The organism is Synechococcus sp. MIT S1220, from assembly GCF_047303025.1.
Taxonomy (GTDB): Bacteria; Cyanobacteriota; Cyanobacteriia; order PCC-6307; family Cyanobiaceae; genus Parasynechococcus.
In genome coordinates this window covers 235175-256588 of record NZ_CP138939.1, presented here as the reverse complement: position 1 = coordinate 256588, position 21414 = coordinate 235175, and the positions used below count along the sequence as shown (strand labels likewise).

Genomic DNA, 21414 nt, shown 5'->3' with positions numbered 1-21414 from the left:
GCCCAATCCGGATCCAGACACTGTGCCACGGGGATAAGGCGTCGCTCAGAACAAGGATTCGCATCTCTTAAGGCGAGCATGGGATCCTGAGCAGATTCCGGGGCCTGCTATGCGCATCCTTCTGGCCATCGTTCATTACTGGAATCCTGAGGGTGGGGGTGATCATCAATCGTTGCGGCCTGAGCCGGAGCCCAGAGTTGAGGCACTTCAACGTCTCATCCTCGCGGTGCGACGCTTGGCTCATCAACAATTGCAGCTTCATATTGCAGGCCGACGTGCGGATGGCTGTAATGAGCAACTACGGCATTCGGTTGATCTTTGTTTGATAACCGATGGCCAGCACCACGTTCTTGATTATTTGGATGAGTCCTATCATGGTATGTTTAAATTTGTAATTACACATCCTGTCACTCCTAAGCACTTGGGTTTTGAGGCGCATCGTTTTTTAGCGGCTCAGGTGGATTCTGGATACGATCTGTTGGGTTATATGGAAGATGATCTTGTTATCCACGATTCGTTGTTCTTTCACAAAATCTATGACTTTCAGTGTGAGTTTGGAGTGGATCATGTGTTACTGCCCCAGCGAGTTGAATTGGTGAGTCGCCCTGATCCAAACGCAGACCGGTTTTACATCGATGGACCCTTGGTTGAAGACGAGTGGCGACGTGTTATCCCAAATCCTCCGCCTGAGTTGCGCTGGCAAACGATTGGGGGTGATGTTCTTTTCGTGAGTCCTGAAAATCCTCACGCGGGTTGTTTTTTCCTCACGCCGGCTCAATGGAAAATTTGGATGGCCTGCCCCTGGTGGCAAAATGGCGATGATCGTTGGATTACACCGTTAGAAAGTGCGGCTACGGTAGGAATCGCTCGTACTTTTTGCCTCTATAAACCAGCGATGTCGCATGCGAGCTGGTTGGAAATCCAGCATTGGGGTGAATGGTTTCATTGCAAATTGACATTACCGTCAGTAGCCCCTTCGTCAGCACCTACTGAGAATGAATTGCTTGAACAGGCTGAGGATGTTGGTGCTGCGGAATGAAAATTCTGTTGATCCACCAGAATTTTCCGGGGCAATTCCGGCAGTTAGTACCCTTTCTGATCGAGCGTGGTCACGAGTTAAAGGCGATTTGCTCCCATTCAAGGCACTTGCCTTGGCCATTTGAGGTGCTTCGTTACGAGCCGCCACCTGCTCCATCTGGGGAGCATGCTTATGGTTCTGAGCTTTGGCAGGAAGGCCTCAAACGGGCTGTCGCGGTGGCAGGTCTATGTGAGCAATTAGAGCGCCAAGGGTGGCAACCGGATCGGATCGGAGCACATACGGGATGGGGGGAAACCCTTGCTCTCCGGGAGGTGTGGCCCCACATCCCCCTTCTCACCTGGCCCGAGCTCTGGGTCGCCCCAGAGCATGCGGGCCACGGTGTTGATCCTGAGAAACCAGCACCAGGTTTGGCGGGGCGCTTGAATCTCGTCGGTCGCAATGCCTTGACCTTGGCCGCGATCGCACGGGGTGATGCTTGGGTAATGCCCACTCGTCACCAAGCCGCCAGTCTCCCCCGGGCGTTTCAAGATCACCGCTTGCATCTCATCCATGAAGGCATTGATGTGGAGCTGGCTTGTCCCAATCCCAACGTGAGCTACAGGGTGCAAGACATACCAATTGATCGAATGAGCCCCACCATTACTTTTGTGAATCGCAACCTCGAGCGTTTACGTGGTTTTGACATGTTCATGCGTGCCTTGCCAATGGTGTTCGCGTCTCATCCCAACGTTCGTGTGTTGATTGTTGGCGATAACAATGCGGGATACGGCGGACCAATTGAGGGACAATTGACCTTAAAAGAGCAGATTTTGGCTGAACTGAAAGACGAGCTCGATTTGAGTCGGCTTCATTTTCTTGGCCGGATTCCCCATCCACATTTGTTGGCGTTGCTGCAAGCGAGCTGGGTGCACGTGTATTTGAGTTACCCCTTCGTGATGGGTTGGAGTTTGTTGGAAGCGATGGCATGCGGATGTTGCATTGTTGGCAGTCGTGGCATGCCGGTGCAAGAGGCGATTGACGATGGGATTGATGGTGTTTTGGTGCCCATGAACGACTCACGCACTCTTGCGCGCCGTGTTTTGAAGCTCCTTTCCGATGCTGCGTTACGAAAACAGTTTTCTGCGGCTGCCCGCCGCAAGGCATTCCAATGGGATCAACGCCGTGTTGTTCCCAAACTTGCCGACTTGTTGGAGGGCCTCCAGCGATGAATCGCACCGGATTGTTGATCAGTTCTGATCTCTGGCTGGAGGGCAATCAACTCAATGGTCGTCGTTGGGCAGCCCAGTCTTGGCTTCGCGAGTGGGTTCAGGCAACGGAGGAAGACCAGCTCAGTTTGCTTGTGGCTTCTGTGGGGCCAGATGTTTTGCAAGCGCTCAATATGCAATTCAGTGCTTTGGGCTGGACGAAAAGCATCTCTTTGATGTCGATGTCGACGCCGCAGCAGGTGGTTCAGCAGGGTTGCGGCGTTTTGTTTATTCCGGATCCATCGCTTGGCCGCTGGGCTCAGTGGCGCCGCGTTGTTGGCAGCAGCGCGTTTTCCCTGGTAGGACAAATTCACACAATTAGTTCCCAAGGCAGCCAGGCCCTGCTGCAAGAGTTGGTTTCCGAGCCGGTGATGCCATGGGATGCCGTGGTCTGTAGTAGCACCGCAGGACGGGCAGTGGTTGAAGCCGTCTTGGATGACCGCGAAGCATTGCTAGTCCATCGCACCGGCGGTAGTCGTCTGAACTTGCGGCAATACAGGCCCCAGTTGCCTGTGATTCCCCTGCCCCTCAATTTGAAGCCCCTGCTTGAACTCCCACCCAAAGAAAAGGCAAGACAAGCCTTGGGGCTCGATGCGAATACGGCTGTTGTCCTCTGGTTGGGTCGCCTCTCGCTGTACACAAAACAAGACCCATGGTTCACCTATCGCGTGATCGACCGTGTGGCTCAGCAGCTCAATCAAATCGTGGTGTTGATTGAGTGTGGCCCCGATGATTCACCCGAGCAGGCCCACCATTTTCAGGAGTTACGCCAACAGTGCCGATCTCTGCGGTTTTTAAGGCTGGGTGGTGACCAACCGGTTCCTGAATCAACCAAGCACTTGGCTCTCGCTGCAGCGGATCTGGCCGTTTCATTCGTCGACAACACACAAGAAACCTTTGGTTTGGCCGTTGCGGAGGCGATGGGGGCGGGACTGCCCGTGGTTGCGTCCAACTGGGACGGTTACCGCGATCTTGTCAGCCATGGCCTGCATGGATTTCTTGTGCCCACGCGTTGGAGTGCAACAGCAGCAGACCTTTCCTTCCCACTGGGTTGGATGCAGGCCTGCGGATTGCAGTCCTATGTCGCTATATCGGGGGCCTTGGCGCAGTTGGTTCATTTGGATGCAGGGGAAGCCGAACAGAGTGTGTTGACTTTGCTGGGGTGCCCGAATCTGGCCAATGCTATGGGGAAGGCCGCTCAGCGCCATGCTGCTTCAACGTTCGCTGGGGATGTGGTGATGGCACAACACAAGCTGTTGTTCGATGAATTGAACCAAAGGCGGGCCTCCGAAGCGCCTGCGCTGGGTGTTGCTCCAGTGCCGCCGGCCTTGATTCATGATCCGGTTCGTTGTTTTCGGGGTTATCCAGCCGGTTCGTTCGGAGCGGGTGATGACCGTCTTTTTCAACCTGTCTCCAATTTGGTCACAAAGGGTCGGGCAGAGCTCTGGAATTTGCTGAAGCGTGAGGCGCCTCAGGACAGTCTGGACAGACTCCATCAATCCCTTCTCGCAAAACATAGTTGATGCATCCTCCCCTCTTAGCCAGGATTCGCCACCAAATGATTCGCAGTCGTTGGCAGCGCTGGTTGTTTCCCGTGGGTTGCTGTGTTCCCTATGGCTTGTCGCTGGCTTGGCTGGTCCACATCGGCCAACTCTGGATTGTGATCGTTCTTCTAGCGCCCTTGCTGATGGGCATAGTGATCGCCGGTATAACGTTGTGGCTGGCCCAAAAGGAGTTCCGTTCTTAAGAAGGGCCAATCCCCGGATACAATGTTGCAAAGACCTTTTTCCTTGTGAGCGTGCAACTGCCAGCTGAGCCCTGGACTAGTTCTGACATCACAGCCCTGGGTGTTAGGGACCGGTTGGCACAGTTTTGGTTGGCGGCTCCCAGTGATCTTCTTCAATCACTTTGGAATGGCCCTTGCGGTCAACTCACAACAAATCTCGTCCAACAACTGACAACGGCAACATCGTTTACTTCTGAACAAATTGCCCTTCGCAATGCCATTGGTGAGGTGTTGCAGGTTTCGTTTTCGGATCCGAGAACGCCTCAATTGTTGTTGGCGTTGTTCTTGTATTCGCCTCGAGAATTGTTTCGAATCCAATCCGCCGATCAGCAGCTGCCCGGATGGCTGGCTGAGGTGTACCAAGAACTCTACGAAACACATCCAGCCACAGCAAATCCGATATCGCCTCCAGCGAGCATAGCGGTACCCACACAACAACAGGAGGGTGGGGCTGAGGCTTTGCCATCAACCTTGCCAACTCCAGATTTTGGTCAGTTTCCGGCATCGATTGAAGAGTTAGTTAACAATCGGATTCAATTGAATCGGATGTTGGGATTGTCCAATCTCTATTACATCGATCCAGAAGATCAAGAAATTTTGCATGAGTTGCTTGAACTTCGATATCGGTTCGCTGAAGCGATTGAACAATGCCCTGAGCACAAACTCGAAACTTTTTGGAGCGGCGATCTTGGAGACCGCTATTGGGCAATGGTTCGTTCTGGTGTTCAGAATGAACCCCTCGCTCAGCGAGATGTCACGAAGAAAGCGATGGCGACAACACGCTTACAGCCCAACTCTGGGGGCGGATTTGGAACCCCTGGCGCGGTCAACGCTTTCCTTGTTGCAATGCTGTATTACTTGCCAGGCGCGATGAGAGTCGATGATCCCTCCTCCAAATTGCCGGGTTGGTTGTTGCCTGGATATCAGCAAGTTTTTCAACAAGCCTTGCGTGATGCTGCACCTTCTTGAGAATTCTTATATCGCACAATAATTATCCAGGCCAATTTCGGTATATTATTCCGGCTTTTGTGGGTGCAGGGCATGATGTTGTCTTTCTGAGTAAAAGCGTTGAATGGCATGCCGAATCCCCACAAGGGTGGCGTTTGTTGTCATATCAGCCGCATCGTTCCGAAAATCATGCGGCTCTTCACCCGTATTTACGACGTTTTGAAAAGGCCGTTCTTGAAGGACAGGCTGCGTATCGAGCCTCTCAGCAACTATTGCAAGAAAACTGGATTCCCGATGTCGTGATTACCCATGTTGGTTTTGGTAATGGTTTTTATTTATCGGACGCATTCCCAAAGGCTCGACGCCTCGGATTGTTTGAGTGGTACTACAACGCGACAGGATCAGACGTCGATTTTTTAAACGATTCCACACCTGATCCAGATGCAGCGCTTCGGCTAAGAACATGGAACGCATCGCTCTTACTCGAATTAGCATGTTGTGATGTTGCTGTTGTGCCTACGCTCTGGCAACAATCCCAATTTCCTGCCGGCCTTCGTGCTCGAATGCGCGTCGTTCATGAAGGGATCGATATTCAGTCGATTCGAATTGCATCTCGCAATCCCGACGACAGCACTCTCAATTTCCCTAAGGGGCCAGAAGTTGAGATCCTTACTTATGTGACGCGTGGTTTTGATCAATACCGCGGTTTCCCGCAAGTGATGCGTGCCATCGAGGTACTGCAGCGGAAACGACCAAACCTGCACGCCTTGATCGTGGGAGCAGATTTGATTGCCTACGGTGCTGGTCGAGAGGACGGTCGCAGCTGGGGAACTTGGGCTCGGAGCGATCTCGCTCTCGATCCAAAGCGCACCCATTGGCTTGGCATCCTGCAAACAAAGGAGTACCGGGCTGTTTTAGCTCGAAGTGATGTTCATCTGTATTTCACAGTTCCATTTGTGTTGAGTTGGAGCATGCTGGAAGCCATGGCCATGGGGTGCGCCATTGTCGCAAGTGATACACCTCCGACTCGAGAAATTCTTACCCATCAAGTGGATGCACTGATGGTTGATTTTTTTGACTGTATGGGTCTTGTCGATGCGGTTGAACGAATCTTGAATGATGGAGGCTTGGCTTGCCGGCTCTCTAAAGCCGCTTCTCATGCCTCAGAGTCTTACGACTGTCGCCTTGGCTGTGATGCATGGATGAGGCTTCTATCTGAGGACGCTGATTGAGCTGGCAGATCGTTGTTGCCAGAAGGGGTTCTGCGCGATAGGTTCTAATGGCAGTTTCTTATATCTGCACACGCCGCCCCCTTGGTGGGTGCGGTTGTGAGGAGACCAAACACCCACCATCTCGGTTCCATCTCGATCTAATGGCACTCAACCCAATTATTGGAACGGATACAGCCGACTCCCTCCAGGGAACATCCGCTGAAGATTCGATTCAAGCTCTTGCCGGTAATGACACTGTTACAGGAGTTGGTTCCGGCGACGTTGTGCAGCTCTCTGAGGGCAATGACTCTCTTGTAATTCGGACCGCCTTTGAGGGGGGGGTCTGTTTTAGGAGGCTTTGGCAATGACGTTGTTTCTGTCAACGGAGCCTTCAGTTTTTCCACTGTTTCAGGAGGTATCGGCAACGATTCCATCACCTTCTCGGTTGCCCCAACGCGAAGTTACGTTGCTGCTGGTCCTGGCTCTGACACGATTTCATTCAATGGTGCTTTACGCACCACCACTGTCTATGGAGGAGCTCAAGGGAGTCCTATAGACGGTGCCGATTCCATCATCATTGGTGGATCGATTACTAATTCCTTAATTAACGCCAATCAAGGAAACGACACAATCGCGATCTCTGGTAGTGCTTCTAAAGGAGCCATTATTGGAAGTGGTAGCGGCAACGATTCAGTCTCCTTGGGAGGAGATGTCGCATCTAGCACTGTTAAAGGAGGCCAGGGAACTGACACTCTTTATATTGGAACAGTCACAGGTGCTTCTGTCTACGGAGGTAATGGTGCTGGTGACTCGACAGATGGTTCAGATTCTTTAACTCTTTCCGGTACACTCTTAAATGGTTATGTTGGAGGAAATGCCGGTAGTGACACTCTTGGTCTAAATACCATTGAGAAGTCAACTGTTTCTGGAGGTTCTGGCAACGATTCAATTGCTGTTGGCACAGTTGTTTCTGTTCTTGTTCAGGGTGGAAGCGGCCATGACACTATTACTTTGGCTTCGCAGGCTGAGCTGATTAATTCTTCAATTTATGGTGGCAATTCAAGTGGCAGCCAGACTGGAAATGACTCTATTACTTTGGCAGTAACGGATAAAATTCTTACAAGCACAATTCTTGGCGCTGCTGGTAAAGATACTCTTGCTATCACTGCTACTAATGAAATCGTTGATTCTCTCATCAAAACGGGTGAATCCGCTGATTCTTTGGCTATTTCAGGTCGTCTTGTTCGCTCCTCTGTTTTTGGAGGTAAAGGTAACGATGTCCTCGCCTATACACATTCAGGATCGACTGGTCTTCCTGGTTCCCAGATAAAGATGGGTGCTGGTGCCGATTCAATGGCATCAACACAATTAAACAGTGCTTTACTTTATCTTGATGGTACCGAAGGGGCTTCGACTGACGGAAACGACACGTTTTTTGCGGGAAATGGTATTTCCTCAACAACTATTTACGGACGGGGTGGTGCTGATAAAATTACTGTTGGTGTGGTCAGCGATTCCTCCATTTACGGTGCTAAAGGCAACGATACTATTCTTGTTAGCACTAATGCTTCTACTAAATCTTATTTGTCTTCAGGAGAGGGTGATGACAGTTTTGGAGAAGATGGTACCGGAGCAGCAACTTCTCTCACGATGTATGCAGGTTCTGGTAATGATTCACTGAACCTAGGTAGTACGACTTCTATTGCAAATTCCAAGATCTATCTTGAAGATGGCATCGATTCCCTAAATGTTGGTGGTGATGCTCTGACGGTAACCATCGAGGCGGGTACAGGAGCAGACTCTCTCGAAATCGGCGGTGCTACATCATCTTCTATCTCTCTGCAAGATGGTGCCGACTCTTTAACTATTGCTGGTGCTGTTGAATCTTCAACAGTCCTCGGAAATAGCGGAAATGATACTATTTTCCTTGCAGCAATTGCAACAACTACCCTCAGGGGCAGCGACGGAAACGACACTATCTCCTTACAAGCTGCAACATCTTCCTCAATCATTGGTGGAACCGGAGCTGATACTCTTGTCCTGTCGGTTACGTCAGCTAATTCTAAAATTTATGGAGGCTCTGATTCAGCTTCGGATAGTTCCGCAGACAGTATTTCTGCGGCCGGCTTGAATGCATCAAGTATGTACGGTGCTAGTGGAAATGATAGTTTCAATCTTAATGCTGGTATAACTACCGGATATGTATCTCTGGGAATTGGAAAAGATTCCTTGTCGATAGCTTCAGCTGGAGCAGTCGAAGATAGCTCAACTATTTTGGGAGGAACTGGTGAAGATACGATTTTCTTCAGCGGTCTAGTTTCAGCATCAAGTATTGCTGCTGGTACTGATTCAGACTCCTTGATGCTTGGCTCTGCTAATGCGGCATCAATTATTGGTGGGTCTGGTGGTGATGTAATTAACTTCACTTCTCATGTGACCTCGTCCACCATCGCAGGTGGTAATGATTCAGATACACTCAACTTTGGCGGGGTTACTACAAATGCCAGCATTACAGGAGGGTCTGGATCTGATTCGATCTACTTCGCACATGCGAATGATGCTACAAATGCTGGTGCTACTGCAGTTGGTGGATCAACCTACTTCTGGGGTTCTGGCCATGGTTCAGACACAATTGCTTTCCAATCTCAGGTAACGAGTGTCGGAAATCAGTTTATGACCATTGCATTGGGTGGTGCTGCAAGCACTAGTACCTCTGTGATGACCATGGCAACTAGTGGAACAACCGGTGCAGGTGATGCTACGTTTACTTGGGGCTCCAACAAGTTGTTTATCGACAACATCAGTAATACTGGTATTGCGCCCAATGATGCTGCAGGCTTGGGCTTTAATGTAATTACATTTGACGATTCTAAGATCACTAGCCTTGGCTGATATTGATCCACAGAGTTAGGTACATTGAGGGGGCCATAGGGCCCCCTTTTTTTGTCTTTACAACCCTGCCTGAAGTGGCCCGATCAACTAGAGGGTCAACCGTCCTCCTCGTGGCCGACCGTTTTAAGGCGAGGCGGATACCAAGTTGCAGAGCAGCAGCTGCTCACCTCTTTGTCCAGGCAGCCTGAGGATCCAGCATTGTTGGCTGGCCTTGTTTATGTGCAACTGCAGTGCAAGCGGAGCACGGTAGCAATGCGTGCCTGGGAGCGTTTAAAGGAACTGAATTCTGGCTCCTTGGTTGTGCGTTCCCTTGCTGCTCAGCTTGGTGCACGTGATGCTGTTTATTTGGATCCCTTCAACGAATCCATTGATCCCAACAATGCTTGGGGATTGTTACTAGCCCTGGCCAGTGCTCATGTAGCCATGGATACGCAGGATCTCAATCGATTCACTCACTTAAATGAAGTCCTAAGGCCAATTGATAGTCCAGAGGTCGCTTTGATTCAAGCCCGCAATTCAAGGTTGTGCGGTCAACTCGAGCAAGCATTTGTTCATCTCATACCTGTTTTAGAACGGTTTCCACATTGGTTAGACCCACATATCTTAGCCCTTAACATTGCCATGCAGGGAGAAATGAGCAATCGGGTGATGCCCACCTTGCATGCTGCTTTGAAGCACCATGGTGAGCATCCATTGATTCTTGGTTTTGCCACGTCAGCCAACCTTCTCAAGCGTCAACCTGGATTGGCCCGTCGCAGTTCATTGTTGCAACGTTGTTGGGGTACCGTTCAACATATTGATAATCACAAAGACAATCATCTCTCGAGTATTGAGGGAATGGGATTAACCCCTTGGATCGAACATATCCATCCATCGCTGCGTTGCCGTGCTGATCAACCTTTGGATCCATCGCAGCTTAACCTTCAGTCCAATTTAGCGATGCAGCTTTCGAGCCTCGGATCGCAGCAGGTTGAGCAGCAGCTCAAGGAGTTCGTGTCGAGTTTGCGTGCCAGCACGCACCAGCAAGTCCTGGTATCGGCGTCAACACCATTACCTGCTCCTTCAAACTCCAGCCGACCACTCACGATTGGTTGGCTCACCAGTGACTTTGGCCATCACCCGGTGGGGCGTTTTATTTTGAGCTTTTTTGAGGCTTCTGCGGGCCGTATGCGCCACAATCACGTCATCATCAGTCACCGCAATCGGTTCAATGATCACTTTCAAAACTACTTAAAAGACATCAACAACGTTCGCGTTGTGGATGTTTCATCATTCAGCGGCCCCAACCGCGTTGCTGCGATCCGGAAGATTAAGGCCGATCTTATCGTTGATCTCAACGGTTGGACGTCAGGGCATGTGATGCCGGAGCTGATCGCCCGTTTGGCTCCAGTTCAAGTGAATTACCTCGGATATCACGCCACCAGCGGCGTCTCGGAAATTGGCTATTGGGTGGGGGATGCGCAGCTGTTCCCCGATCCAATCCAGGAGTGGCATAGCGAGCAACTGTGCCGTCTACCCCGCTGTTTCATCGCTTGGCAACCCAGCCAACATCTACCTGAAGCGCGCGCCTTCATATCTTCAGCACCATCTGGTCCAATTCGGTTTGGCACGTTTAACAACAGCCGTAAGTTTTCAGATCAAACCTTGCGGCTTTGGGGGCAAATCCTGAGTCAAGCTCCTACTTCCCAAATTGTTCTAAAGGCGCATGCTGCTGGTGACCCAGCTACTCATGCTTTGCTGTTGCGGAGGATGCATCGCGCTGGTTTGCCCGCTGATCGGATCATCTGGTTACCGCTGACCGGCACGACTGAGGAGCATCTGCAGCAGTACTGTCAAATCGATGTTGCCTTGGATTGCACCCCAAACGGCGGCTGTACCACCACCTGTGAGGCGCTTTGGATGGGAGTGCCTGTTATTACCTTAGCGGGCAGGGGCTACGCCAGCCGCATGAGCACGGCTGTGCTTCATGGTGCTGGCTTGGCCGATTGGGTCGCCAATGATGAAAGCGCCTATGTGTCCTTGGCGCTTCAGCAGGTCGATCGGCTTGAGCAGTTGCGTGTGAAGCGACCCCAGTGGCGGCAACGGCTGAAGCAGTCTCCCTTGGGTGATGCCGCCGGGTTGATGGCGGCCTTAGAAGAGGCGTTTGAGGCGATGGTGCTCAAAGCGGCTTGATCCGTTGCCATTGGGTCACATAGGCATCTTCCAAGTCGCTTGCCAATCGCCTCGGATTGCCGAGTGGTGAAGATTTGATCAGGTTGCGCAGTTGCGTGCGCATGCCCTTGGTGCGCACACCTTGCTTCGATAAACCCACTGCAATTCTCACATACTCGTCAGCATTTTCCGCAATCCATGCTGAGCAATCGCCATGCTCGAGCAGGCTGCTTGTAAGGCACCCCACCATGCCCGCACCCTTGAGTGTCACCACCGGCGTGCCCATCGCCAACGCTTCAACACTGGTGGTCGCACCGCCATAGGGCGCTGGGTCTAGGGCAACGTCAATCTGTTGATAAGCGTGAAGGTGGTCCTCCCGGCTGTGCATCCAATCCATGAGCACCAACTGGTCGCTATTAATTCCTGCTTTTTGAGCGCGGCGTTGGATTGCGGCTCGTTCGAGCGGATCTCGGAATGTTGGGCTTTTCAGCCACAATTCAGCCGCCGGGGATCGTGCGAGGCAACGGGCAAAAAGCTGCAGGGTTTGATGCGTTAATTTGCGGCTGTGGTTAAAGCATCCAAAACGATATCGACGTTTTGCTCCATTTGCAATTTCTTTGAGGTGTGGTAGTTGCGCAAGATCAATCGAGAAGGATCCTCCTTTTAAAATGATGTGCTTATTTTGATCGTTTCTCTCCGAGTTGAACAATGTTTTGTCGCCGATCCATCCATCCACAGCATTCAAATGGGTCGAGCTGAAATAGCCCAAATAGCTCAGTTGGATCGGTGCCGGACGATAAAGAAGCAGATCCAAGGCGCTGCCTTCTGTGAATCCTCCCAATTCAACGAGAACATCCAGCTGCAGATCGGCAATCATCCTCGCGGCGCCATGGCGATGATGCCGCGGCAGGTTCAGCCAGTGCTCGCAGCTGCGTTCAATCTGCGATGTGATTGCATCGGCATGAGGGGTTGCATTTAGCCCAAACACCTCCACGTGTTTACGTTGATGTTGCTGCAAAACTGGCAGTATGAATTGGGCCACAGGATGTTGGCGCCAATCTGCAGATAAATAGCCAAGCCGTAAACGACGGCCCGTCAGAGGTTGGGCGATGCGATCCGGCCAAAGAGGCGTTTGGATCAGATCTGTCTGTTGCTTTTCCCAGGTCTTGGCCGCGGATTTCAACGCTTCATCGTCGGCTAAACCAAATCCACTGCCCAGAAATTGAAAGCTGAACAATTGGTCTTGGGCCCAGTGTTTCAGGCCCTCATGCGTTCTCTTCCATTGCCGTTGGGTTGCCTCACTCCAGTAGCCGCGATTGATCAAGGCCTGCAACAAGGCCCGTTCGATGCCTTTGTTCTGTGGGTGCCAGAGCATCCCCTGCTTCAGGATCCTGCTGGCGCGCGTGGGTTGTTTCTGGCCAAACACCGAGGCTGCCCATCCCAGCCAGTGTTGAGCGTCGCTTGGGTCGTGCTGGCAGAGGGATTCCCAGAGTTGGCTTGCTACAGCAGTTTGCCCCTCGGCGGAGCATTGCTCCGCTTCGAGGCGATAAATCACTACTGCGTTGGTTTGTATGGCCTTCAACCTGCTGAGACGCTCTCGCGCCCCGTTGAGATCGCCAAGTTGGCGCCGTGTTCGGACACTCAGAACTTGGAACTCCTGATGGTTGGGAGTGTGTTCAAGAAAGTGGTCAATGCGGTCCAGAGCCTTTTGCCATGCACCCCGTTTCAGGTCGGCCAGGGTTAGGTCATAGGCAGCGTCATGATCCTTGGGATCAAGCTCTAGAACCTGCTGAAGTAAGACGGCCGCTGCATCGGCGTTGCCTCGATTAATTAACGCTTTGCATTTAATTTTCACCGCAACCAGATTGGGTTGTCCTCGAACGAGAGGGTCAACCCAAGCAATGGCCTCCTCCCATTCCTGTATGGCAAGCAAGGCGTTAGCACCATTCAGAACAAACTGAACATTGTTTGTTCCGTGTTGTTGCCAGAAGCGATAGTGATCCACTGCTTCGGGCAGTCGGTTCAGGCTCCGCAACGCTGCACCAAGATTCACCGCCGCCTGGATGTCGTTGCTGATCTGTAAAACTTGCCGATAACCCGCAACGGCCGATTCGAGATCGCCGCTGGCATGGGCTCTTAAGGCCAGATTCATCTGTTCGTCAGCCCTCACATTGATTCCTCTCTCGCTCCTGTGGTGACTGTCATCCAAACGCATCAAGGGTCTCCCCATGATTTGTTGGCCAAGGCTGCAGCTCAAGGTGCAAACCACACCCACCTGCTGGAAATCGCTCATCAGCAACGCACGGTCAGCGGCGACGAGATGTGGGGGATGCCCATGGCCTTTTGCCTTTGGCAGCTCGATCGAATCGGTGAAGCGATGCTCGCTTTGGATCAAGCGGAAGCTGTTTGCCGAGATAATGCTGATTTTCAGATGTTGCGCGGTGTCGTGGCGCGTCAGTTGCCAGACCGCGCCGGCGATTCCATCGCCATGCAGGCCTACCGAGAGGCGATCCGCCTGGCTCCGCATCGGGGCGATGCTCACTACTGCTTAGCCAACATTCTTGTTGATCAAGACAACATTCAGGCTGCGGAAGGGATGTACCAGCGCAGTCTGCAGTTGGATTCTGGCCAACAACTGGCTTGGCATAACCTAGGCCGCATGTTGTCGTTTGCCAATCGCTTTACAGAGGCGATTCCCTTATTACGGCAATCGATCATTTTAAACCCAAAGCATGCTGATTCCTGGTGCAATTTGGGCTTGGCCTTGATGGGGCTTGAGCGATTTCAGCAGGCACTGGCATGTTTCCATGAGGCGATAGCCCTTGATTCAAACCACGGAGCAACGCACATCAACATTGGCAATGTGCTGATTAGCAAATTGGAGCCCGATGAAGCGTTGAAATATTTGGAGCGTGGTGCGGAATTAGAAAGTAGTTCTGCAAATTCACTTTGGAACCTTAGTTTGGCCTACCTCCTGTTGGGTCGTTTTAAGGAGGGATGGCATTTCTATGAGTCGCGCTATCAAACCAAGGCTTTTGAAAAAGCACATATCCCCACCACGGGATTGCAGGTGAAGACTGTGGAGCAATTGCCGGCATTGGGCGATGCTCCTCTCGTTGTTTGGGCAGAACAAGGGATGGGTGATTCCGTTCAATTTGGTCGCTATTTATATTTGTTGAATGTGATGGGTGTCCCCTTTGAATTTCACTGCCGCCCACAATTGATCACTCTATTTCAACATTGGACACCTTTTGCCGATCGGATCGTTCGCGAGCGCACCACAGAGCCGGCGTCGGATCAGCGCCCCCATGTGTCGTTGATGAGTTTGCCGATGGTGTTGGGCACGGAGATGCACACCATTCCCTGCAGTGTTCCCTATTTATTCTGCAATCAACCAATACCGGCGCACTTGCAGTTGGACTCTCCTCCAGGTGGTCTCGCGGTGGGTCTCGTCTGGGCATCGAATCCAGATAACAAAGCGATGTACCGGGCCAAAAGCATTCCATTAGGAGTGTTGATGCCAACGCTCACGCAATTGTTGGATCTGGATTTGATCAATCTCCATAGCTTGCAATTTGGGGATGATGCAGCCCAATTGCAACCTTGGGAATGTCACGACCGCATCACCGATTGGAAAGATCGGCTCACTGATTTCAACGAGACCACCCACATTCTTCGCCAGTTAGATCTGGTGATCACAGTGGATACGGCTGTGGCTCACCTCGCCGGGGCCTTGAACCGGCCCACCTGGCTGTTGCTGCCTGCCAATGCTGATTTTCGCTGGTTGCGGGATCGCGATGATTGCCCGTGGTATCCCTCCATGCGATTGTTCCGGCAGTCTCAAGTGAATGATTGGCCAGGAGTTGCGCAACAAGTGAGGCAAGCATTGGCTGAATTGGTGCTCCTCGATCTCGATTCGATGCAGAGGTCTTGATGACGACCATTACTTGTTCGGCTTGGACGATTCACTCACAAGAGCTGGAGTCCTTATTGATTCGTCATCCCGACCATGTTCGCCACTTGGTGCGGATGCAACTGGAGGAGGAGATCGCCCACTTGGTCCCTCAAGATCGGAAGTCTTTGGAGGCTGCACGGCAGCATTGGTTGCAAGACCGTGCCTTGGAGTCTGCGCTGCAAGCGGTTCAGTGGACGGAGGACGACCTTTGGCTGCACTTGCATCGGCCCGGGGCGCTTCAGCAATTTGCCCGTCAGCGCTTTGGTCCTGGTTTGGAGGATCGTTTTTTAGCCAAGCAGGGGGCGATGGACCAGATCGTGTACTCAATTGTGCGCACCCGTGATGCCGCCCTCACCCGGGAGCTTTGGATTCGTTTGGAGGAGGGGGAGACCTCCTTTGCAGAGGCCGCGTCCCAATACAGCCAGGGGTCTGAGGCGGCCCGAAAGGGTGTGATGGGCCCCTTGCCCGTCGGTTCACTGCAACCGCCTGAACTGGCCCAGTTCCTTCGTGCTATGGCGCCCGGCGACATTTCGGCGCCGACCCAGCTGGGTGAATGGCATCTGTTGCTTCGCCTCGAGCAACTCACGCCCGCACGCTTTGATCAGGGAACCCGTTCGGTACTGCTCCAGGAACAGCTTGACGCCTTCCTCACCGATCGTGTGAATCGTCGCTTAATGGGCGAAGATCTTGAGCCATTGCATTTCCACGTGGACGGATGACGGCGAGCGACACCTCCACGTTTCAAACCCTTCTCGCCCGGATTCCTGCATTTCAGGGCCTGGAACCTGATCAGTTGACATGGTTATCCGGCCGTGCCCGTCCGTTCCATTGCACGGTGGGTCAGGATCTGCTGGTAGCGGATCGCATGCCGGAATATTGCTTTTGCGTGATTGACGGCCGCGGCCGTTTGCTTCACAAGGATCCTGGGCTGCGACGGCCCGTGACCCTCGCCCTCGCCCAACCCGGTGATCTCATTGGTTGGGTTGGCCTGCTGAGGCGCAGTCCTTGCGAATGGGTCACGGCAGCCACGCCATTGAAGTTGATTGGCTTCACGCGTAATGATTTTTATGCGCTAGAGCGCGACTCCGAACCCTTTCGGCGTTGGCTTGATCAGAGCAGTTCCCCCTCGGAATTGATCGATGCCTTAACGCCAGCCTTGCGCTCCCGTCCCCATGCTGAGCCCCAGGAACGGGAGGTGTTGCGCCGGTTGTTGCCATCGATGTCCACCGTGGCGGCCTCTCAAATTCGCAAGCTTCCCAACGACGGCGCCGTCTGGCTGTGGAACTCTCAGCCGTTGAGTGGTGCTTCAGTCGACATTGGCTCATTGGTGCAAACGGAGCGCTTGGCAAGCATCCCTGCTGGTGAACCCTTGCGTTTGCTGCGCATCCAAGCCGAGCCCTTTGAAACGGCGATGTCGCATTCGGAAACGGCGCCGGATGAAGCTTTGTTGCCGGCGGCGAGTGAGCTGTGGGATGAGGATCGCTATGCCGATTTGATGCTTCCCCCACCGGCGGGCCAACGGCTTCAGGACGACGCCACCCAGTCCAGCCCTGATTTAGTCCATCGGGGTAAAAAAATCCCTGTGATCACGGGAACAGGCCCCGTCGGCCAAGCCATGGCTTGCTTGGAAATGCTGGCGCAGTGGTACAACGCCCCATTCCGGCGAGACGTGCTCGAGCGCGCGGCCAACAACATGCTGAAGGAACGCCCAGCATCGCTGGAGCAACTGGGCAACCTTGCCACGATGATGGGCTTCACCGGGACCTTGACCGGGTTGCCGGAGTCTCAGTTGGGACGCTGCGCCTTCCCCTGTTTTGTCATTCATCTGAATCAGCCGGTGGTGATTCATGACATCAGTGAAGGTGTGGTTCGCATGGTGGCCCCGGAATATGGTCCGCTGCAATTACCTCTCCCAGAGCTCTGTGGCGACCAAGGTGGAGCTCAGGTGTTAATTCTTCAGCCTGGTCGTGATACACAACGCCGCAAACTTGGCCTTTCTTGGTTTTTCCCGCAGATCAAGAAATATCGCCGCAGTTTGGTTGAGGTGTTCGTCGCCTCGTTGGTGTTGCAGTTGCTGAACTTGGCACAGCCCTTGGTGATGCAGCAGATTTTCGACAAGGTGATTGGCCAGCAAAATCTCGATACCCTCTTCACCCTTGGTATGGTTCTGCTGGGCGTCAGTTTGTTCCAGGGCGTGTTGACGGCAGTCCGTACATATTTGTTTGCGGATACAACCAATCGCATTGATATTGCTTTGGGTGCCGAGGTGATTCAGCATCTCTTCCGCTTGCCATTGCGTTATTTTGATCGTCGACCGGTGGGCGAATTGCAGACTCGATTTGCTGAGCTTGGCAACATCCGAGGTTTCCTCACTGGCAGCGTTTTGACACTCGTTCTCGACACTCTTTTTTCGGTGATTTACATCGCCGTGATGGTCATTTACAGCGGGGTTCTTACGGTTGTCAGCCTTGCGGTGATTCCTTTGTATCTTGGCCTTATTTTTGTGGCATCTCCAGCGATTCGTGGACAATTGCGGAAGGCTGCCGAGAAGAACGCGTCCACCCAATCACTTCTGGTTGAATCACTCAATGGTGTTCAAACCATTAAGGCGCAAAATGCGGAGAATGCGGTGCGCTGGAGGTGGCAGCAGCGCTATTCCAATTACATGAGTGAACAATTCCGCACTCTGTTAATTGGGGTGTCGACGGGAACCGCTGGCACGTTCCTGAGTCAATTGAGTGGGTTGCTTACTTTGTGGATCGGTGCCTATCTGGTCATTGAAGGCGACCTCACCATCGGTCAGCTGATTGCCTTTCGCATCATCAGTGGATATGTCGTGGGCCCCTTGATCAACCTGGCCACCAGCTGGCAAACCTTCCAGGGGGTGGCCCTGTCGATTGAACGTTTGAGTGACGTTGTCGATGCCACTGCTGAAGGGGGTGAAGAGGATTTGGATCAACTGCCCCTGCCCCAGGTGGCCGGCGAGGTGGCGTTTCAAAATGTCGATTTTGCCTTTAATGAATCGGCACCGTTGGTGGTTTGCAATGTGAGCTTCAAGGTTCCAGCGGGGGCCTTTATCGGAATTGTGGGCCGTAGTGGTTCTGGCAAAAGCACGATCATGAAACTGCTCCCTCGCTTATATGAGCCGAAAAAGGGTCGAATTTTGATCGACGGCTACGACATCGCCAAGCTTCAGTTGCCATCCGTGCGGCGCCAGATTGGCATTGTTCCGCAAGACAGTCTTCTTTTTGATGGCACAGTGCGCGACAACATTTCTCTTGTTGCGCCTGATGCCACCAGTGAAGAGATTGAGGCCGCAGCGCGGGTGGCTTGCGCCCATGAATTCATTATGGAACTCCAGAACGGGTACGCATCAAGGGTGGGTGAACGGGGCAGTTCCCTCTCAGGAGGCCAACGCCAGCGCATCGCGATTGCCCGCGCTGTCTTGCAGCGTCCCAGCTTGCTCATTCTCGATGAAGCAACGAGCGCCCTTGATTACCTCACGGAACGTCAGGTGTGTCTCAATCTGAAAAAGGCCTTTGAGGGTTCCACTGTCTTTTTTATCACCCACCGCCTCAGCACGATTCAGTCGGCTGATTTGATCCTGATGATGGATTCCGGTTCCCTGGTTGAGCAGGGCACCCATCAACAACTGATTGATCAACAAGGTCGTTATTACGCCCTTCATTCCCAACAAGAGGCCGATGTCGATGGCTGAACCGAAGACCACCAAGCCCCAAGCGTCCGAGCAACCCGCCAATCTCAAAGTTTGGGAAGGCAGCTCGGCCTATGTCCGTCAAGGTCGTCATTGGTCGTCGGCCTTGATTTGGACGTTTTCGGCTCTCTTTGGTTGCACGCTGATCTGGGCCTTCACCGCCAAGCTCGATCAAACCGTCACCGCCGCTGGGCGGTTGCGCCCGGCTGGCAGTGTTCGCGCCGTGGAGTCCCCCAGCGCTGGTGTCGTCAGCGAAGTGTTTGTTTTTGATGGCAAGGATGTCAACCAGGGCGATCCGTTGTTCTCCGTTGAGGCCAAAGGTTTGGCCAGTCGCAGGCAAGCCATTACCGACACACTCCGATTGTTGGAATTGCAGGCCGGTTCGATTCAGTCGATTCTCTCCAGTGATGGCGATCCTGCACGTTTTCAACCGCTGCCGCCCCTGCCTGACGTGAAAGATCAAGCGCTCAAAGCGCAACTGATCACAGCGCGTCAGCAAGTTGAGCAATTGCGCTCCTCTTTAGAGCAGCTCGCCACGCGCTTGGCCAGTCGTCGTGAAACGATGAAATTAAATCAACTGATTGCCGACGACCTCAAGCCGCTCTATGAATCCGGTGCCATGGCCCGTAATCAATACCTGCTTGAGCTCAACCGCGTCCAGGAGATAAAAGCGGATGTTGCGACGTTGGAAGAAGAACAAACGCGCAAATTGGGTGAAGCAGCAACACAATTGGATGCCATTAATAAGCAAACCATTCAACTCAAAGCTCAGCTCGTTGCTCTCAAGGAAGATTTGGCTTATCGCACCGTGCGCGCTCCAATTAATGGACGGGTATTTGATGCCAAGGTCAGTCCCATGTCTGTTGTGAATGCAGATCAAGAAGTTCTTAAATTGGTTCCGGCCCGTCGCCTCGAGGCGCGTGTGAGCATCAGTGATTCAGACATTGGATTCATCAAAGTTGGCATGCCTGTGAATGTGTCGGTGAATTCATTCCCCTCTGGGGAATACGGATACATCAGCGGCACCTTGTCGGCTTTGGGATCCGATGTGTTGAAACCCGATCGAGAGCAAAATACGTTTCGTTTCCCCGCAACCGTCACCCTTGATGAACAAACTGTGGAGTCTGGTGATGAACAACTCAATCTTCAAAGCGGGATGTCTGTCACTGCATTGATTAAATTGCGCTCCAGGCCTGCGATCACCGTCGTCACAGACTTGTTTACGAAACAGTTTGAAGGAGTTCAGCGCTTCCGCTGAGCGAGAACTCTTTCGTAGAGCCGTACGGTTGCATCCACAGTGTTTTCCCAGTTGTAATCACTCAAAACGCGACGTTTCAAATTCAGGGCTTTGCTACTCATCCGTCCCGCCTGCCAGGCATCAATCACGGCTTTGTGCACGCTCTCAGGATTGGCGGGGTCGCAATACCACGCATCATTTTGAAGGTATTCCAGCTCATGGCCGAAGGTGCTTCCCACCACTGGAGTTCCGCTGAGCGCTGCTTCTAAGGTCACGAGGCCGCAAGTTTCCATCCAGGTGGGCAACACATGCACGGCAGCGGCGGCGTAGGCGGATGCAAGCAGCTCTTGTGGCAGATGATCGATGACGTGCACCTTGTCACCTCCAATTGTTCGGCACAGTTCAGCGCAGCCGGGCCAGTTTTTCGTGCTGCCGATCAGCACAATCGGCAGAGACGTGTCTTTCAAAGCCCAGCAAAGCATCGCCTGATTCTTCGCTGGCTCAATCCGCCCTGCCTGCATCACAAAGGGGCCTTGAATCCCACTGTGTTGGCGGAAAGGTTCTGGGTTGGCATCAAGAAACAACTTCGGATCCACGCCGTAGTGGGCGATTTCGAAACAATCACCCGTCCAGTGAAGGTCGCTGCGCACCGCTTGTAATTCGAGCCAGCTGTTTGGCAGAAGGCCATCGGTTCGATTGAGCAGGCTGGAAATGTTTTGGTAACTGTCATCTTTGTGTTCGAGTTCTCCACTGGCTTGGATGAAGCCTTCCTGGAGTTGAACGGCCAGTCGCCGTTCTCTCAACGCCAGCAACTGGCTTGTGTCAGATGTCGCTCCTGAGTGAACGGCTTGATGAATCGCGCCAAACGTGCCTCGGCTTCCCCAGAGGGCCCGTCGCAGATCGATCCAGATTGGCGATAAAACAACGGGAACACGGCTGGCTTCGCAAGCCTGCATCTGGCTCTCCAGTGAGGCCAAGGTGCGGCAGTTGAAGAGATGCACAAGGTCATAACCCACCGTTTGCGGTGCATCGCTGTTGACCATGTCCACCTCATGGCCCCTTTGTTGCAACCGTTTGCCGGTCTCCCGGATTTGAACGCCGTCGCCACCGCCCCAGTCGCTTGCGGTGCCATGGTTCACCAGAAGAATCTTCAAGGCTCTACAGATTGATCAACAACCCAACCGCACCGAAGGCGCATCCATGGGTTAGATGAAGAGTCTTGCAGCCCAGCTTGGC

At 52.8% G+C, this 21414-nt stretch carries 15 protein-coding genes; 13 read left to right on the top strand and 2 right to left on the bottom strand.

The features are described 5' to 3' along the window. Positions 1-109: 109 nt before the first annotated feature. Genes SIB64_RS01295 through SIB64_RS01255 form a run of 9 tightly spaced genes read left to right on the top strand, consistent with a single transcriptional unit; the run spans position 110 to position 11292 of the window. Positions 110-1039, top strand: a complete 930-nt coding sequence (locus SIB64_RS01295) for a hypothetical protein (RefSeq protein ID WP_413441544.1) — start codon at positions 110-112, stop codon at positions 1037-1039. Next, positions 1036-2247, top strand: coding sequence for a glycosyltransferase (locus SIB64_RS01290; protein ID WP_413441543.1), 1212 nt, complete (start codon positions 1036-1038; stop codon positions 2245-2247). Before SIB64_RS01295 ends, SIB64_RS01290 begins: the two co-directional genes overlap by 4 nt. Next, positions 2244-3806 (top strand): glycosyltransferase, encoded by a 1563-nt coding sequence (locus SIB64_RS01285; protein ID WP_413441542.1) that lies wholly within the window; start codon positions 2244-2246, stop codon positions 3804-3806. Before SIB64_RS01290 ends, SIB64_RS01285 begins: the two co-directional genes overlap by 4 nt. Beyond that, the gene (locus tag SIB64_RS01280) at positions 3806-4030 is read left to right on the top strand and encodes a hypothetical protein (RefSeq protein WP_413441541.1); all 225 of its coding nucleotides are present in this window, start codon (positions 3806-3808) and stop codon (positions 4028-4030) included. Before SIB64_RS01285 ends, SIB64_RS01280 begins: the two co-directional genes overlap by 1 nt. Positions 4031-4081: 51 nt before the next feature. Continuing rightward, the gene (locus SIB64_RS01275; protein ID WP_413441540.1) at positions 4082-5038 is read left to right on the top strand and encodes a hypothetical protein; all 957 of its coding nucleotides are present in this window, start codon (positions 4082-4084) and stop codon (positions 5036-5038) included. Between the two features lie 59 nt (positions 5039-5097). Further along, complete coding sequence (locus SIB64_RS01270; protein WP_413441539.1) at positions 5098-6249, top strand: glycosyltransferase; 1152 nt, start codon at positions 5098-5100, stop codon at positions 6247-6249. 47 nt (positions 6250-6296) lie between these two features. Beyond that, entirely contained in the window at positions 6297-6596 is a 300-nt protein-coding gene (locus SIB64_RS01265; protein WP_413441538.1) for a hypothetical protein, read from the top strand. Next, positions 6559-9120: a beta strand repeat-containing protein gene (locus SIB64_RS01260; protein ID WP_413441537.1), complete on the top strand. Its 2562-nt coding sequence runs from the start codon at positions 6559-6561 to the stop codon at positions 9118-9120. The genes SIB64_RS01265 and SIB64_RS01260 overlap by 38 nt, the downstream gene beginning before the upstream one ends. 51 nt (positions 9121-9171) lie before the next feature. Beyond that, entirely contained in the window at positions 9172-11292 is a 2121-nt protein-coding gene (locus tag SIB64_RS01255) for a hypothetical protein (RefSeq protein WP_413441536.1), read from the top strand. Here SIB64_RS01255 and SIB64_RS01250 read toward each other — a convergent pair. Then, on the bottom strand, positions 11279-13501 hold the full coding sequence (locus SIB64_RS01250) for a tetratricopeptide repeat protein (protein ID WP_413441535.1): 2223 nt from the start codon (positions 13499-13501) through the stop codon (positions 11279-11281). The two genes, SIB64_RS01255 and SIB64_RS01250, sit on opposite strands and share 14 nt — an antisense overlap. Here SIB64_RS01250 and SIB64_RS01245 point away from each other — a divergent pair. From SIB64_RS01245 to SIB64_RS01230, 4 genes are read left to right on the top strand one after another with little or no spacing between them, the layout of a single operon-like run. Continuing rightward, entirely contained in the window at positions 13463-15205 is a 1743-nt protein-coding gene (locus SIB64_RS01245) for a tetratricopeptide repeat protein (protein ID WP_413441534.1), read from the top strand. The two genes, SIB64_RS01250 and SIB64_RS01245, sit on opposite strands and share 39 nt — an antisense overlap. Beyond that, positions 15205-15945 (top strand): peptidylprolyl isomerase, encoded by a 741-nt coding sequence (locus SIB64_RS01240; RefSeq protein WP_413441533.1) that lies wholly within the window; start codon positions 15205-15207, stop codon positions 15943-15945. The genes SIB64_RS01245 and SIB64_RS01240 overlap by 1 nt, the downstream gene beginning before the upstream one ends. Next, the gene (locus tag SIB64_RS01235; RefSeq protein ID WP_413441532.1) at positions 15942-18944 is read left to right on the top strand and encodes a peptidase domain-containing ABC transporter; all 3003 of its coding nucleotides are present in this window, start codon (positions 15942-15944) and stop codon (positions 18942-18944) included. Before SIB64_RS01240 ends, SIB64_RS01235 begins: the two co-directional genes overlap by 4 nt. Further along, the gene (locus tag SIB64_RS01230) at positions 18937-20199 is read left to right on the top strand and encodes an HlyD family secretion protein (RefSeq protein ID WP_413441531.1); all 1263 of its coding nucleotides are present in this window, start codon (positions 18937-18939) and stop codon (positions 20197-20199) included. The genes SIB64_RS01235 and SIB64_RS01230 overlap by 8 nt, the downstream gene beginning before the upstream one ends. Here SIB64_RS01230 and SIB64_RS01225 read toward each other — a convergent pair. Then, on the bottom strand, positions 20184-21332 hold the full coding sequence (locus tag SIB64_RS01225; RefSeq protein WP_413441530.1) for a glycosyltransferase family 4 protein: 1149 nt from the start codon (positions 21330-21332) through the stop codon (positions 20184-20186). The two genes, SIB64_RS01230 and SIB64_RS01225, sit on opposite strands and share 16 nt — an antisense overlap. Positions 21333-21414 lie beyond the last annotated feature (82 nt).

What these genes read in the sequence shown, in the direction of transcription:
- SIB64_RS01295 (WP_413441544.1), top strand. Translation starts at nt 110, where the DNA reads ATGCGCATCCTTCTGGCCATCGTTCATTACTGGAATCCTGAGGGTGGG.
- SIB64_RS01290 (WP_413441543.1), top strand. Translation starts at nt 1,036, where the DNA reads ATGAAAATTCTGTTGATCCACCAGAATTTTCCGGGGCAATTCCGGCAG.
- SIB64_RS01285 (WP_413441542.1), top strand. Translation starts at nt 2,244, where the DNA reads ATGAATCGCACCGGATTGTTGATCAGTTCTGATCTCTGGCTGGAGGGC.
- SIB64_RS01280 (WP_413441541.1), top strand. Translation starts at nt 3,806, where the DNA reads ATGCATCCTCCCCTCTTAGCCAGGATTCGCCACCAAATGATTCGCAGT.
- SIB64_RS01265 (WP_413441538.1), top strand. Translation starts at nt 6,297, where the DNA reads ATGGCAGTTTCTTATATCTGCACACGCCGCCCCCTTGGTGGGTGCGGT.
- SIB64_RS01250 (WP_413441535.1), bottom strand. Translation starts at nt 13,501, where the DNA reads ATGGGGAGACCCTTGATGCGTTTGGATGACAGTCACCACAGGAGCGAG.
- SIB64_RS01240 (WP_413441533.1), top strand. Translation starts at nt 15,205, where the DNA reads ATGACGACCATTACTTGTTCGGCTTGGACGATTCACTCACAAGAGCTG.
- SIB64_RS01235 (WP_413441532.1), top strand. Translation starts at nt 15,942, where the DNA reads ATGACGGCGAGCGACACCTCCACGTTTCAAACCCTTCTCGCCCGGATT.
- SIB64_RS01230 (WP_413441531.1), top strand. Translation starts at nt 18,937, where the DNA reads ATGGCTGAACCGAAGACCACCAAGCCCCAAGCGTCCGAGCAACCCGCC.